This window comes from Fodinibius sp. GM21 (assembly GCF_058386955.1).
Window position 1 is genome coordinate 444,095 of the sequence record NZ_JBYEIQ010000004.1, and the last position, 14,092, is coordinate 458,186.

A 14,092-nucleotide genomic window follows, 5' to 3' on the forward strand; every position below is an offset into this window, starting at 1 on the left:
TTATCTGTTGGGATATTACTTCAGAGTTCGCTTAAAAATTGGCCATTATTAATAAAAAATATAGACACACATTTTGCTATGACTGCCCAACCCCACATAGTAGTATTAGGATGTAATTTCGCAGGATTGACAACGGCACGCTACATACGGGAGTACGCCGGTGATGGAGTTAAAATTACCTGCATGGACCGCAAGCCTTACCTAACATTCATTCCTAATATTCCGATTGAGGTTTGGAATAATAATAACCCTGAGCGTTCGCTTCACCTATCCTTCATTAAGTTCCTGGATCGCGATAATATTGATTTTATTCAGGGAGAAGTACAGGGCATAGATGTTGTGAACAGATCTGTTGACTTTAAACCGGTAGAACGTTCAGGATCTGCTCTGGAAGAGATTAATTATGATTATCTTGTTATTGCATTGGGCAATAAATTAGCTTTTGATGAAATAGAAGGATTTGGAAAATATGGGCATACCTTTACCGATACTTATTACGGTGATAAAGTGCGTCGGTATCTACATGAACGACAATACAAGGGAGGACCAATTGTGATTGGATCCGATTATTTTCAACAGGGCACCAGTGATAAGTTGCCCGATATTCCCACGGCCGAGGCAGCATGTGAAGGACCGCCGGTAGAAATATCTTTTTCGATGGCCGAATGGCTTCAAAAGAGAGGGTTAGGCGGAGCCGAAAATATTACGTTGTTTACACCCGCTGAAGTTATTGCTGAGGATGCCGGAAAGCAGATATTAGATCAGCTGTTACCCATGTTTAATGAGCTGGGATATGGCTATAAAGCGAATACCCGCGGTATCAAACGTTTGTATGAAGATGGCATTGAGTTTGAAGATGGCAGTAACCTGGAAGCTGAAATGAAGATTATTTTCCCAAATTGGAAGGCACATGACTTCTTGAAGGGATTGCCTATCAGTGATGATCAAGGCTTTATTATAACTGATCTTTACATGCGAAATCCTGATTATCCGGAAGTATTTGCTGTGGGAGATGCTGCCTCGATTACGGTTCCCAAACTTGGTTCTTTGGGACACATGGAGGCAGAAGTGCTGGCCAGAGTGTTGGGACAAGAAGTTGGTGGCTATTCCCCTGATAAAAAAATTGATCCCCTGGAGTTTGAATTAATTTGTATGGGGGACATGGGAGATCATAAAGGATTTTATATGCACACTGATGAATGGTGGGGTGGGAATAAAAGTATTCTAAAAATGGGATATACTCCCCACATGTTAAAGATGGGTTTTAAATCAATGTATTATACCACGGGCGGAAAAATTCCTTCGTGGGGATTGCCAATGTCAGAATTTATAGCTGACCGTACCCTAATTTAAATTCTAAAATTTATAGTTATGAATACGCAAGATGTATTTAAAAAAGTTCAACAGGTAGGTGGAGGACTAGCACTATTGTCTGCAGCAGGAGTTGCTTATGCCGTAGCTCGTCGCCTTAATCACCGAAGAGGTTACGAACGACCCTTTGATCTTAAAAACATGGTAGAGATGAAAGGAAAGGTAGTTGAAGTATCTAATTCTCAGGAAACTAAGAATGAAAAACATGGGGCCTACCTCATATTAGCCACCAAGAAAGCAGAGATTCCGGTTCATCTTGGACCACTTTGGTATATAACTCGTCAACCATATCATTTTAAAGAGGGAGATGAGATTAAGGTAAAGGGTTCTAAAGTTACCTTTAAGGATACTGAAATTATTGTTGCATCAGAGATACAAAAAGAAAAAATGCAGATGATTCTGAGAGATGATAATGGTATTCCTACGTGGCAAAGTTGGCGTAAAGTGTCATAGAGGAATAAAAACTTATGATGTGGGAGTTTATAAAAAAGGAAGTAAACTGATTGCCCCGATAGCAGAGATGATGGCAAAAAGCCAGATTAGTTGTTTACTCTTGTTGTAACCGGCCCAGAATATAAATAGTCCGGCTTTGACAATAGTATTGGTAATGACAGCAATCACAATTCCAAGCGTTGCTACACTTGGATCGGTGCCTTCTTCTGCCATGCGAGCAAGAGAAAGTGTTATGGCGTCGACATCCATTAATCCCGAGAACAGAGCCAATAGGTAGATACCTTGATCTCCGTACCACTTTTCCATAGCTGTTGCAAGCAGTAAGATTACTCCCAGCAGTAATCCGAACTGTAAGGCCGTGAAAAATTGCAGAGGGTTTTTCAATTCAATAGGAGGCTGATCATCTTCCAATTTGAGATGTTTTTGCCAGAGCCAGAATCCACTTCCCAATGAAAGAATTAACATAGTAGTGAGAGGAATCAAGAGTGGATAAAGCAGAGCGGTATTAACAACAGCGACTTCAATACCGACCCGAACGAACATAATTGAAGAAGCTACAAGAACTCCTGCAATAAAAATCCCGCTCACTATCTTTTTTTGTTGTTTAGCAAATTGAGCAAGGCTTAGTGTAACTGCTGTGGATGAAGCCAAGCCACCTGTAATTGCTGTTAACATAGTGCCCGTATCTTCGCCCAGATATTTGATGAGAATATACCCGATAAAGGAGAGGCCCGAAATGAGAACGACCATCCACCAAATCCAATGGGGATTTATGGCTTCCCAGGGACCGTATCCCTTGTTAGGTAAAAGGGGTAAAAGTATAACGGTAATAATTAACAGCTTTATGCCGGCATAGATCTCTTTAACTTCAACTTTGTGTAGCCAATTGTGTAGTGTTGGTTTAAGACTTAATAGTGAGATAACGATAACGGTGGCACCAAGAGCATAAACATGATATCCAAAAGCAGCCCAGGAGCTTAGTGTGAAAGTGAGTAATAATGCTACTTCGGTGGTAATCCCCAGATCTTTTTCTTCTTCAACTTTTGCCTCAACTACATAAGATGTAATTACAAGAGCAGCCAAAGCAAGGAATGCAACGGCAAGAATCCATTCATTCACAAATCGGCTTACTTCTGTCCACACGCCTCCAAACAAACCAACAAGGCTAAAGGTACGAATTCCTGCCACCCGGTCACCTTCATCTTCGAGGCGTCCGCTCCATCCACGTTCAATGCCAATAAGCAGCCCAATACCGAGCGCAGAGAGCAGGTTCCAAATTACAGCTAAGTCTAGGTCCATAAACTGATTCAGTTACATTGTATTAATTAAGTAATGTATGATTGTAGAAGGACTTCTGAAACCCATAGTTGATTGTACTAAATAAAAAGCCTCTGCAAGTATACTACCTGCAGAGGCTTGGGCTGGTACCGCGTACGGGATTCGAACCCGTGCTACCGCCGTGAAAGGGCGGCGTCCTAAACCCCTAGACGAACGCGGCATATAATCAGTAAAAAAGCTTTGCCGAATGAGTGTTCAGCAAAGCTAAAACAAGGCATCAAGGATACGTTTTTGTATGATTTTTAACAACCTCAAATGCCAAAAAAATGGGAGCCCGATGGGATTTGAACCCACGGCCTCCAGGGCCACAACCTGGCGCTCTAACCAGCTGAGCTACGAGCTCCATTTAGTTTGGATGATATGGTTTATGGCAGTATATCACTACCAAATTACTATCATCGAATAAAAAAAGAACAAGAGTACCGCGTACGGGATTCGAACCCGTGCTACCGCCGTGAAAGGGCGGCGTCCTAAACCCCTAGACGAACGCGGCATGAAATCAGTAAATAAGAGCTTCAGAGGCGACGGGCGGAATCGAACCGCCGTAGGAGGTTTTGCAGACCTCTGCCTGACCACTCGGCCACGTCGCCGTAAAGTTTTTCTTGTACGCCCGACAGGACTCGAACCTGTAACCTACTCCTTAGAAGGGAGTTGCTCTAATCCAGTTGAGCTACGGGCGCGCTAACTCAAAGGCAAATTACAAAATCAGTACGTCAAACGTCCAAGTTTTTACAACTTGATGATGCAATTTGAAATTGCTGATAGTCGGGGAGACAGGATTTGAACCTGCGACCCTTCGCTCCCAAAGCGAATGCGCTACCGGACTGCGCTACTCCCCGTTTAGAAAGATGTCAAATATAAGGGACTTTACTTCTCAAATCAATTTCAAATCCAATGAATTTTTATTCTTTTTGTTCTTCCCATAACTCACCTAAAAAGCCTATTCCATAACCCGTAAGCTGGATAAACGTAGCACACACACTTAATACTCCAATGTATAAGCTGGAATATTTTGTAGATGAATGAGCAAAGATGAGCGAAACGAATAAAATGAAAGGGATCAGCAGTATTTTAAACAAGCTGAAGTACCAAAATGGAAGGGTAAGAAAGAGTAATAATCCAACCGTAAAAATAGCAGGCAGGGTGTGAATGAATTTGATTTCTCCCGGATGGTAACGATTGATATTAATCCGTGCCCGACCGAAAAAGTGAAGCTGATTAAAAAACTTTTTTAAACTGGTCCGTCTTTTGTGATATACATAAGCATCAGGGATGAGCCCGGTTTTAAATCCATTTTTAATGATGCGGATACTGAATTCAATATCTTCTCCCATACGCGTAATTCGGTAGCCTCCCGTTTGCTCATACACTTCACGAGAGATACCCATGTTAAAACTGCGCGGGTGAAAGGTACCGGCATGTTTTTTATTTCCCCTGATTCCCCCGGTTGTAAGGGGAGAGGTCATGGTATAACTGATGGCTTTTTGAATGGCAGAAAAACTTTCGTGTTCTCTATCAGGCCCCCCGTAAGCATCTAATTGATGAGTTTTTAAATAGTTTTCGACCGTTTGAAAGTAGTGGGACGGAATCAGGCAATCCGAGTCAAAAACGACAAAATAATCGCCTTCGGCACGTTTGAATCCAAAGTTTCGGCTAAATCCCTGTCCGGAGTTTTCTTTGTAATAGTAACGGATATCAAGCTGGTCCTGATATTGTTCAACGATATCATCACAACGATCTTCGGAACCATCTTCGATGATTAGCGTTTCAAAGTTTTTGGATGTCTGTTGCGTGAGAGAATGCAACAGTTCATCTACCTCGTGCGGGCGGTTATAAACCGGAATGATGACAGAGAAAAACATAAATCAGTCTTAAATTTTAAGTAGGGCAAATCTACAAATAATATTACAGAGTTTTGGGTGAATACAGATGAAACTCTGTCAAATTATTCCGTTCTTTAGCCTTTAATTTAAACTTGTGAAAACGCTCTTTTATGGTAGCTACGATGTTCAGGATTCTTGTTTTCTTTTTACTCCCTTCAATAGCTTTGGGACAATCTCTAAATGTGTCGGTTGCAGACCAAACGGCTGATAATAACAGATCTACTTTTACACTTGGAAATAGTAAGGTCACCTTTGGAACGCAATCTATTCGCTTTTTGGATAGTGATACAGAACAAAATTATGATGCTATTGGAGTATCCTCTGATAAGACCATAATCAGTATGTTAACCTGGAATGGCCAAGAGGGCGAAATTTCGCTATACAGTCCGGAGGGTGAAAAGCTAAATGCTTTTTCAACCATCTCTTTAGCAGATGAGACTTCTTTTGGATTGTATTCCTTTAATAACGGAAATACGCTGCTGCGTGATAAAATTGCCAACTTTACCTTTTATAACTCTTTCGGAGAAATTACGACGAGCATGTCGAGCAGTAGTCAAAGTACAGAGGGAGAGGCAATTTCGGAAGTAGCCAGGAGCAGAACCGGTAATACCATTGTGATTTATAATCCCAAAATAAAACGCAACGGTGAATTGGGATCCAAAGCACAAGTTCGTACAGGAGTCAAAGAGTTTGAGGATATCTTTTTTAGCAGTGATCGATATTTAAAAAATGTTACTATATCAAAGGATGGAAGCTTGATTGCAGCTATAACAGCTAAACAAGGTACGGATGATCAAGTGCTTATTATGGATAAATATGGTAACGAGCTTAATGCGATTTCGGCGGGAGAAGATCTTAAAGATGTAAGATTCACGGATGATTTAGAGCAGGTAACGATCTATTCCAAGGGGCGGGTGATGGTTCATAATACACTCAGTGGCGAGAGTTTGGGAGCATCCAGTTCCAGATCGCCTATTATAATTGCTGATTATTTTCCTGCAGATAATTTGATTTTAGCATTAACGGGTAATTACTCTGAACGTTCAGGAACACTAAATAATCTTGAATTCAGGGCCATAAATTTACAACAGCGTTCAATTGCCAGTCAGCAGTTTTCCGGCGTCTTAGGATTGAACGACGCAATAGAAATCAGGTTAGTTCGGAATGCCGGAAATAGCTACATGCTAAAAGGAGCAAATAAAAATGTCTCTGTTAGCGCAAACTTTTAGTATGCTTATCGAATAGATTGAAAGTATATCCGAGAAATAAGAAAGCCTGACAGATATTAAATCTGTCAGGCTTTTTCAATTTCGATTTTAATAGAAGTCCGCGTTAAGCTTTAGCCTCTGAGGTTGACTTCTCATCTTCCGAGTCGTCGTCAGAGTCATCATCCTTTGTCGCAGCTTTTATTTCATCGTCGCTGGTTTCCACATCAGTGGTTTCATCGGTATCGGACCAGTCGAAGAGGAGTCCGTCACGAGACTTGTTCATCTTAATCTTGATTTGTGCTCCTTCCTCATGCTCCGATTCTAATAACTCTTCCGCCAGCGGTTCCTCAACATATTTCTGGATAGCACGCTTAAGCGGTCGGGCGCCATACTTCTGATCGAACCCTTTATCACTCAAGAACTCTTTCGCCCCCTTGGTAACTTCAACTTCGTAACCCAGATCGTGGATACGCTGGAAGAGATCATCAGAAAGAATATCAATAATCTGGAAGATATCTTCTTTTTCAAGAGCGCGGAACGTAATGACATCATCAATACGGTTCAAAAACTCAGGGTTGAATACTTTTTTGAGTGCATCCTGAATGGTCGATTTCATTTTCTCATAATCGAAGCTTTTTGCTCCGCTTGAGAATCCGATACCTTCACCAAGGCTGCGAATATCACGTGCCCCGATATTAGAAGTCATGATAATGATAGTATTTCTGAAATCAACTTTGCGTCCCAGGCTGTCTGTAAGAATTCCATCATCCAGAACCTGGAGCAGAATGTTAAAGACATCGGGATGTGCTTTTTCGATCTCATCCAATAGAATAACACTGTAAGGCTTTCGGCGTACTTTCTCCGTGAGCTGTCCGCCTTCTTCGTATCCGACATATCCCGGAGGCGCACCAACAAGTCTGGAGACTGAAAACTTTTCCATGTACTCACTCATATCGATGCGAATAAGTGCATCTTCTTTATCGAAAAGATATTGAGAAAGCACTTTGGCCATTTCGGTTTTACCCACGCCGGTCGGACCAAGAAAGATGAATGATCCGATTGGGCGATTAGGATCTTTAAGACCGGCTCGCGTGCGTTTGATTGCCTTAGTGAGTTTAACAATAGCTTCGTTTTGACCAATGATCTGCTTTGAAAGCTCTTCCTTCATCTTAACCAGTTTCTTGCTTTCGCTCTGGTTAATCTTGCTCACAGGCACGCCACTCATCATTCCAACAACATGGGCTACGTCTTCTTCTTCAACATCGTAAACGATTTCTTCGGATTCTTTTTCCCATTCCTTCTGTGCTTGCTCGAGTTCTTCGGTGAGTCGCTTCTCTTTATCGCGCAACCGGGCAGCCTCCTCAAAGCGCTGCTTTTTGACCATTCCGTTTTTCTCATTGCTGGTTTTCTCAATTTCTTCCTCCAGATCAATAATATGCTGCGGCACGTGAATGTTAGATAAGTGCACGCGAGCTCCGGCTTCGTCAAGGGCATCAATAGCCTTATCCGGTAAAAAGTGATCGGTCACATACCGGTCGGTAAGTTTCACGCAGGCTTCGATTGCTTCTTCAGAATAGCTTACGCTGTGGTGATCCTCGTACTTATCTTTAATTTGAGATAGAATCTCAATGGTTTCCTCAGGTGTAGTGGGATCAACCATTATCTTTTGGAAGCGACGTTCAAGAGCGCCGTCCTTTTCAATATGTTGTCGATATTCATTAAGGGTAGTTGCTCCAATCGCCTGGACTTCGCCACGTGCTAGTGCGGGCTTCAGCATATTTGAAGCATCGAGTGAGCCACTTGCACCACCGGCCCCAACAATAGTGTGGAGTTCATCAATAAAGAGGATAACGTTCTGGGTTTTCTCGAGCTCACCCATTACGGCTTTGATACGTTCTTCAAATTGGCCTCTATATTTAGTGCCGGCAACCAATGCGGCGAGGTCTAGTGCGACCACCCGTTTGTCGTAGAGCACGCGTGATACCTTGCGTTCAACAATACGGGTAGCTAGTCCCTCGGCAATAGCTGTTTTACCTACACCGGGTTCGCCAATAAGTACGGGGTTGTTTTTCTTGCGACGACTTAAAACCTGAGCAACGCGCTCAATTTCTTTTTCTCGACCGATAATAGGATCGAGTTTGCCATCTTCAGCCAGCTGCGTTAAATCACGACCAAAATTGTCAAGTACAGGTGTTTTTGATTTTTCCATTTTCTTTTCTCTAGAGCTTCCGGAGGATTTTGAACCACCTCCTCCTTTTGAGGATGATAAACTTGCTGATACAGAACCAGAATCTTTGCGATCCTCATCAGAGGATTTTCCTGAAATAATAAGATCTAGCTCTTCGCGTACTGCGTCATACGAAACGTTAAATTGTTGAAGAATTTGTGCAGCAATATTCTCGTCATCACGTAAAAGTGATAGTAAAAGGTGTTCTGTTCCTATGGTATCACTTTTGTACAACTTAGCTTCAAGATAGGTAATGCGCAGTACTTTTTCTGCTTGTTTTGTAAGGGGGATATTACCCACTTTTACCGAGCCGCCCGTACCACGCACGGTATCTTCAACAGTCTTTTTTAATTTGAAAAGATCACAATTCAGATTTTTCAAGATTTTAACAGCTACACCTTCGCCGAGGCGAACGATACCGAGAATTAAATGCTCTGTTCCGATATAGTCATGCCCTAAGCGAAGTGCTTCTTCGCGGCTAAACTGTATTACATCTCGAACTTTGCTAGAGAAATTGCCCTCCATAAAATCGAACCTTCAAGTAGTTTTAAAGTTATTTGTCATTCGTAGTAACGAGTGACCAGAATATTTAGTTCATATTCTTTAACGAAAGTAGTGCTGGCATAGTGCAAAAGCAAACAAAATCGCCTATCAGAAAATTTAAAATTTGTAAGAAATACATGAGGTTAAATATCTATTAATGATTTTGTTATAGCTTCCTGAAAGCCAAACAAGTAGCACAAGGAGTCATTATCAATGCACACTTAAAATTGCTTTACTACTACCCAATAAAATATTTCCGATGGATAAGCTAAAAAACATTTACCTCAATCAGTTGTTCCTAAAATATGAAGAAGGGGACTTGATTTCTAATTATTTCAAAATTAGAAAAGTGGGGTTCCGGTCATTTCTTCCGGTTGTTCAATTCCGATAAGTTTTAACAAGGTAGGCGCAACATCAGCCAGAATGCCATCTTTCATTTTAGCATTCGGTTCGTTTAAAATAAGTGCGGGAACCGGTGCAGAGGTATGGGCGGTATGCGGACTTCCATCCTCATTGACTAAACAATCTGCATTACCATGGTCGGCAATAATAAGAATTTTAAAATTGTGCTCGGTTGCAGTCTCAATCACTTTTTTCAGCTGCTGATCAATCGTTTCAACAGCTTTGATGGTGGCATCCATATCACCGGTATGTCCAACCATGTCGGGATTAGCATAGTTTAGTATCCCAAGGTTATGTTTCTCGGTTATTAGCTGAGCACATAATGCATCTGTTACTTCGACTGCGCTCATTTCTGGTTGAAGATCGTAGGTGGCAACTTTTGGGCTCGGTATTAAGATACGTTCTTCCCCTTTGAAAGGTTCCTCGTCACCACCATTAAAAAAGTAGGTGACGTGGGGATATTTTTCCGTTTCAGCAATGCGAAGCTGTTTTAAGTTGTGCTTGCTAACAACCTCTCCGATAGTGTTGTGCAATTCCAGTGGGGGATAGGCTACTTCAACATGTTCGAAGGTATCATCATAGGAAGTAAACGTGACATAATGTAAATTCAGATTCTTTTCTACATCAAACTTGTCAAAGTCATCCTCTGTTAATGCTCGTGTAATTTGCCGTGCGCGGTCACCCCGAATATTATAAAATATAATTACATCGTCCTTCTGGATACGAGAATTTGGAGAGGTATGTATGAGTTTTGGTTTGACAAACTCGTCAGTCACATCCGCATCATACGAAGCTTGAAGGGCTTCTACAGGGTTTTCAAACTCTTCCCCTTTTCCACGAACTAAAAGATCATAAGCAAGTTTCGTTCGTTCCCATCGGTTATCTCGATCCATCGCATAATATCTGCCGACGATAGAGGCAATTTCTCCGGATCCGATAGCTTCGGCTTGCTGCTGAAATTCTCTTACGTAGTCAATGCCGCCATGCGGAGAGGTATCTCGTCCATCTGTAAAAGCATGTACAAAGGTATCCTCAATTCCGACAGAATGAGCAAATTTCAGCAACGCAAAAAGATGTTGATTATGGCTATGTACTCCACCCTCAGAAAAAAGGCCCATGATATGGACACGGCCATGTTTTTTTGCTTTTTGGAAGGCCTCTGTTAGAACGCTGTTTTCAAAAAAGCTACCATCCTCAATTGCCGTATTTACGCGAGTTAATTCTTGGGGGACAATACGTCCCGCACCAATATTCAGGTGTCCAACCTCTGAATTACCAAACTGCCCATTCGGCAGGCCCACATCTTTTCCGCTGGCCGATAGTTTGGAATGGGAATTGTTGGCAAAAAGAGAATCAATATACGGCTTTTGCGCTTTGTCAATGGCGCTTACTTCGGGATTTTCGGCTAACCCGAAGCCGTCTAAAATTATAAGAAGTGCTTTGGAATATGGGTCAGCCAATAGATTTATATCTTTTATAGACTGTTAACGTGATCAGCTATTTTTGACTTTTTGCGAGCCGCAAAATTCTGGTGGATTAAATCTTTGGCAGCCATTTTGTCGAGAAATGAACTGGCTTCCTTGAAAGCCTTTTCTGCTTCTTCCTTGTCGGTAGTTTCAAGCGCTTTCTTAATTAGTGTTTTCATTTTAGAGCGCTTAGCTTGATTTCGAACACGACGCTTTTCGTTTTGTCGTACTCTTTTTTTCGCTGATTGATGTTGTGGCATGATTTCTAAGAGTTTCTTATCAGTTCTGGAAATTAATTTGTATTTTCTGCGCCAATTCAGAAAGATGTCAAAGTTAAAATTTCTGGAAGTGTTAAACAAGAAATCATTGAAAAATTAGTAAAATAAAGGTAAGTTAGGAGACTTTCGTTTATGATCATAGTAATCGATGGTCCGGCTGGATCGGGCAAAAGTTCAACCGCCCGTGCAATCGCCGACAGATTAGATATTGAATATCTCGATTCAGGAGCATTATACCGAACGGTTACGTTAATCTATTTGGAAGCGGATCGGGATAAAGAAACGTTCTTTCGTTTATTGAATCAGAAAAAAATCTCGTTTTATTACGAAGACCAAAAATTTCATGTAGCGGTAAACGAACAACCGGTTACGGATAAAATCCGAACTACAGAAGTTACCGGCGCCGTGAGTGAGGTTGCAGCACTACCACGTGTTCGGTCTTTTGTGAATAACTTGATGCGTGACGTCGTTTTGGATGGTATTTATATTGCCGAAGGACGTGATCTGGGGACGGCGGTTTTTCCCGATGCAGAGCTGAAGTTTTATATGTCTGCAGATTTAGAAGAGCGGGCCAAACGCCGCCTAAAAGACCAAAAGAATGAAAATCCCGGATTAACTTTGAAAGAGGTGAAACAAAATATCGCAGAACGAGATCTAAAAGATTCTAAGCGTCAAGCTGACCCCTTGAAAAAAGCAGATGATGCTATTGTAATTGATACAACAACTTTGACGTTCGAACAACAGGTTGATAAAATTTGTTCGGAAATAAGCGGAGTTTTAAAAGAAACTGAATAAAGATTTTAACTATAACCCTAAATTAATCCCATTCCGAATATTTTGGAATGCGGTAATTTTAACTAAAACTAATAATGACCGAAGAAGTTAAACAAGAACAAACCAACGAAGAAAAAGAGCAGGACACAGCTACCGAAGAGGTAACTGAAGAAACTGCAGTCGAAACTACTACTGAAGAAGAAGTGCGAGTTGAACCGGAAGAAGAGGATGTAGCAGTATTTACCGGTGATTTGGACGAAGAGGAGACATACACTTATGATCAGCTGCAAGCTGCATCGGAAGATTATACCGATGAAGAGTTTCATGAGCTTGCAGATATGTACGAAGATACGCTCAATGAAATTGAAGAAAAAGAGATTGTAACCGGGCGTGTTGTTTCTGTTGATGAAGATTATGTTGTCGTCGATATCGGATTTAAATCTGAGGGAATGGTTCAAACCAATGAATTTCCTGATGATGTAGTTGAGAATCTCCAGCCAGGTGATGAAGTTGATGTATTCTTAGATCAAGTTGAAGATCAGGAAGGACAGTTAATTCTTTCCCGTCGCAAGGCTGATATTCTGCATGCCTGGGAGACTATTGAACGTGCTGCAGAAACCGGCGAAATTGTTGAAGGATATATTAAACGTCGTATAAAAGGTGGTATGGTTGCCGATATCATGGGCATCGATGCATTTCTGCCCGGATCGCAAATTGATGTTCGTCCGGTTCGTGACTTTGATGCCTATGTAGGCAAGACGATGGAGTTTCAGGTTGTAAAGCTAAATATGTCGGCCGAAAACGTCGTTGTTTCTCACCGTGCACTTATCGAGTCTGATCTCGAAGAGCAGCGCGAAGAAATTCTTGAAACGATTGAAGAAGGTCAGGTGCTTGAAGGTATCGTCAAAAACATTACTGACTTCGGTGTATTTATTGATCTTGGTGGTGTTGACGGTCTGCTTCACATCACTGATCTGTCTTGGGGACGTGTTGAACATCCTGAGGAAATTGTTTCGCTTGACCAGCAGCTCAATGTTGCGGTTATCGACTTTGATGAAGAAACGAAACGTGTTTCTCTTGGACTTAAACAACTGCAGCCGCATCCTTGGGAGGAAATCGATCTTAAGTATCCTGAAAATATTCAAGTTCAGGGTCGGGTTGTTTCTATCGCTGATTACGGTGCCTTTATTGAGCTTGAAAAAGGTGTTGAAGGACTTATCCACATTAGTGAAATGTCCTGGACACAGCACATAAAGCACCCATCACAACTGGTCAGCAAGGATGACATCATTGACTGTGTTGTGCTGAATGTTAACGAGCCTGAGAAGAAAATTTCACTCGGCGTCAAGCAGCTCGAGAAAGATCCTTGGGAAGATATCGACGAGCGTTATCCTGTCGGATCCAAGCACAAGGGAACGGTTCGCAATCTCACCAACTTCGGTGTATTTGTTGAGCTCGAGCCCGGCATTGACGGACTCATCCATATATCTGACTTGAGCTGGACCGAGAAGATCAACCATCCGAACGAGGTTATCGATAAGGATGAAGAAATCGAAGTTGTTATTCTGGCGATTGACTTTGAAAACCGTCGAATCACGCTTGGTCACAAGCAGATTGAAGAGAATCCATGGGAGAAATTTGCTGAAGAATACAGCGGCACAAACCAAGTTGAAGGTGAAGTCTTTAAGACTACCGACAAAGGAGTGTTTGTGAAACTTCCACATGATCTCGAAGGATTTATTCCGGCAAGTAAAACAGAAGCCGAAGGAGAGCCCGAAGAACATTTTGAAGAGGGCGATACTGTTGAAGCTTTTGTAATTGAGCTGGATGAAACCAACAAAAATATTACGCTAAGTCAGCGTGAGAAAGATGTTAAGGAAGCTAAATCAGCTAAGAAAACGAGAGGCAAGCAAGAACAGGAGCCGGCTCCACAAACCGGTACGCCTACATTAGGTGAAATGTCCGGCCTTGCTGATCTCAAGAAAGAGATGGCTGATAAAGAAAAAGCAGCTCGCAATCTCCAGAAGAAAGCTGAAGAGGTTGAAGAGGAAGAAGACAAAACTGATGAAGAAGAGTAATTTCTAATACTTTTCTTTCTGAATTGAAAAAGGCTCGGAGTGAATAACTCTGAGCCTTTTCTTTTTTGGAT

General features: G+C 41.8%; 10 protein-coding genes and 6 tRNA genes. 5 read left to right on the forward strand and 11 right to left on the reverse strand.

Annotated elements, in window-relative coordinates:
* The first annotated feature begins 78 nt into the window (after nt 1–78).
* Together ACT3IB_RS12270 and ACT3IB_RS12275 are read left to right on the forward strand one after the other, a co-directional pair.
* On the forward strand, nt 79–1,353 hold the full coding sequence (locus ACT3IB_RS12270; RefSeq protein WP_491539313.1) for an NAD(P)/FAD-dependent oxidoreductase: 1,275 nt from the start codon (nt 79–81) through the stop codon (nt 1,351–1,353).
* A gap of 18 nt (nt 1,354–1,371) precedes the next feature.
* On the forward strand, nt 1,372–1,824 hold the full coding sequence (locus ACT3IB_RS12275; protein ID WP_491539314.1) for a MamS/MamX family magnetosome protein: 453 nt from the start codon (nt 1,372–1,374) through the stop codon (nt 1,822–1,824).
* Between the two features lie 27 nt (nt 1,825–1,851).
* Here ACT3IB_RS12275 and ACT3IB_RS12280 read toward each other — a convergent pair whose 3' ends face one another.
* The 8 genes from ACT3IB_RS12280 to ACT3IB_RS12315 all read right to left on the reverse strand — a co-directional run bounded on the left by ACT3IB_RS12280 (nt 1,852) and on the right by ACT3IB_RS12315 (nt 5,024).
* Nucleotides 1,852–3,123 carry an MgtC/SapB family protein gene (locus ACT3IB_RS12280; protein ID WP_491539315.1) on the reverse strand — a complete coding sequence of 424 codons (1,272 nt, stop codon included), beginning with the start codon at nt 3,121–3,123 and terminating at the stop codon, nt 1,852–1,854.
* Nucleotides 3,124–3,246: 123 nt separating this feature from the next.
* A tRNA-Glu gene (locus ACT3IB_RS12285) sits at nt 3,247–3,322 on the reverse strand.
* A 109-nt stretch (nt 3,323–3,431) separates the two neighbouring features.
* Nucleotides 3,432–3,505: transfer RNA gene (locus ACT3IB_RS12290), tRNA-His, on the reverse strand.
* 77 nt (nt 3,506–3,582) lie between these two features.
* Nucleotides 3,583–3,655, reverse strand: a tRNA-Glu gene (locus ACT3IB_RS12295).
* A 26-nt stretch (nt 3,656–3,681) separates the two neighbouring features.
* A tRNA-Cys gene (locus ACT3IB_RS12300) sits at nt 3,682–3,752 on the reverse strand.
* A 15-nt stretch (nt 3,753–3,767) separates the two neighbouring features.
* A tRNA-Arg gene (locus ACT3IB_RS12305) sits at nt 3,768–3,842 on the reverse strand.
* An 85-nt stretch (nt 3,843–3,927) separates the two neighbouring features.
* Nucleotides 3,928–4,001 (reverse strand) — tRNA-Pro (locus ACT3IB_RS12310).
* A gap of 63 nt (nt 4,002–4,064) precedes the next feature.
* Entirely contained in the window at nt 4,065–5,024 is a 960-nt protein-coding gene (locus tag ACT3IB_RS12315) for a glycosyltransferase family 2 protein (protein WP_491539316.1), read from the reverse strand.
* A 131-nt stretch (nt 5,025–5,155) separates the two neighbouring features.
* Between ACT3IB_RS12315 and ACT3IB_RS12320 the strand changes: the two genes are divergently transcribed.
* Entirely contained in the window at nt 5,156–6,274 is a 1,119-nt protein-coding gene (locus tag ACT3IB_RS12320; RefSeq protein WP_491539317.1) for a hypothetical protein, read from the forward strand.
* Between the two features lie 103 nt (nt 6,275–6,377).
* Here ACT3IB_RS12320 and ACT3IB_RS12325 read toward each other — a convergent pair whose 3' ends face one another.
* The 3 genes from ACT3IB_RS12325 to rpsT all read right to left on the reverse strand — a co-directional run bounded on the left by ACT3IB_RS12325 (nt 6,378) and on the right by rpsT (nt 11,151).
* Nucleotides 6,378–9,005 (reverse strand): ATP-dependent Clp protease ATP-binding subunit, encoded by a 2,628-nt coding sequence (locus ACT3IB_RS12325; RefSeq protein ID WP_491539318.1) that lies wholly within the window; start codon nt 9,003–9,005, stop codon nt 6,378–6,380.
* Nucleotides 9,006–9,364: 359 nt separating this feature from the next.
* Nucleotides 9,365–10,885, reverse strand: a complete 1,521-nt coding sequence (gene gpmI / locus ACT3IB_RS12330) for a 2,3-bisphosphoglycerate-independent phosphoglycerate mutase (protein WP_491539319.1) — start codon at nt 10,883–10,885, stop codon at nt 9,365–9,367.
* Nucleotides 10,886–10,899: 14 nt separating this feature from the next.
* Nucleotides 10,900–11,151: a 30S ribosomal protein S20 gene (gene rpsT, locus ACT3IB_RS12335; RefSeq protein ID WP_491539320.1), complete on the reverse strand. Its 252-nt coding sequence runs from the start codon at nt 11,149–11,151 to the stop codon at nt 10,900–10,902.
* Nucleotides 11,152–11,301: 150 nt separating this feature from the next.
* Here rpsT and cmk point away from each other — a divergent pair, with 150 nt between their 5' ends.
* Nucleotides 11,302–11,964, forward strand: a complete 663-nt coding sequence (gene cmk / locus ACT3IB_RS12340; protein WP_491539321.1) for a (d)CMP kinase — start codon at nt 11,302–11,304, stop codon at nt 11,962–11,964.
* Nucleotides 11,965–12,038: 74 nt separating this feature from the next.
* Entirely contained in the window at nt 12,039–14,021 is a 1,983-nt protein-coding gene (gene rpsA / locus ACT3IB_RS12345) for a 30S ribosomal protein S1 (protein WP_491539322.1), read from the forward strand.
* Nucleotides 14,022–14,092 lie beyond the last annotated feature (71 nt).